The following is a 1,100-nucleotide window of genomic DNA, read 5'->3' on the forward strand; positions in this document are numbered from 1 at the left end:
GCGGCCCCGGGGTCACCGGTATTCGGGGTAGCCGTAGCCGGCGACGGTGGAGGTGTCGCGGACCTTCTGCTTGACGGCGTTGCCGGTGTTGCCCTCGATGGTGTTGATGGTGCCGTCGTGGTTGTCCTTCACCACGATGCCGACGTGGTCGATGCCCTTGATCCCGCCGCCGTTCCAGGCGAAGAACACCACCGCGCCGGGCTTGGGCGTCTGGCCGAACCGGCCGGTCTTCTTGAACCACTGGGCGTGGCTGACGGTGTAGGCGTCGGCGCCCATGCCCTTGGCGCCGGTGTTCTGGCCCAGCCAGGACACGAACATGTCGCACCAGGACTGGCCCTTGTACACCGAGGCGCTCTTGGCACCGATCCGCTGCGCGTTCTGCTCACCCAGCGGCGAGTCGATGTACCAGTTGTTGAACTTGCTGTTGCCCGAGGCGTCCTCGTGCGTCCCGATCTGGGTGCGCGCCAGCTTGATGACGTCCTGCGCGGTCGCACCGGCCTTGGCACCGGTCTTGCCGCTCTGCCCATCGGCCTTCGCACCGGTCTTGGACGCGGCGTCGGCCTTGGCGACGGCAGCGACATGCGCGGGCTTGGTGTCGGCGTGGGCGGAGGGGACCAGGGAGGCGAACCCGAACGCACCGGCCAGGGACAGCACGGCGCCGGCGGCGACGCGGGTACCGATGCGCTTGGTCATATCGAAGGTACGAGCGGTCATGAGAAGGGTTCTCCTGAGTTCTTCCAGTCCGCCTACCGGGTTAGCTGTCGGGTTCGGGCGTGGAAGTGGCCCTACCGCGGCCCCCGCGCATGCGGGGGGTGCGGATTCACCCCGGTGATTCGGTGGGTCCCCGGCTCCGCACGCCTTTGATCGGCCGGCCATGATCGGCACTGTGCGGACTCGGCGGAGGACAAGCCTGAGATCGGCCGTCCTGATGATCAGGGACTCGATGCGCCCTTCATGATCTGATCGGGCGCTCCGGACGGGCTTTCCCGTCGGTCACACATCCACAACAGGTTCAAGCGCCCCCATATTTCGTCAAGCACGCCCCAAGACCCCACCCCACCAGCAAAGACCACCCAAAACACCCCCCACGCAAGGGCTGC

Annotated in this window: 1 protein-coding gene and 1 riboswitch; the gene reads right to left on the reverse strand. The window is 67.1% G+C overall.

What is annotated here, in order from left to right; all coding sequences use genetic code 11:
• Positions 1–12 precede the first annotated feature (12 nt).
• The gene (locus AB0C78_RS50820) at positions 13–714 is read right to left on the reverse strand and encodes a CHAP domain-containing protein (protein WP_360763084.1); all 702 of its coding nucleotides are present in this window, start codon (positions 712–714) and stop codon (positions 13–15) included.
• Positions 715–729: 15 nt separating this feature from the next.
• Positions 730–880: riboswitch (cyclic di-AMP (ydaO/yuaA leader) on the reverse strand.
• Positions 881–1,100: the final 220 nt, after the last annotated feature.

Source organism: Actinomadura sp. NPDC048394 (assembly GCF_040651755.1).
In the GTDB taxonomy this organism is placed as follows: Bacteria; Actinomycetota; Actinomycetes; order Streptosporangiales; family Streptosporangiaceae; genus Spirillospora; species Spirillospora montaniterrae.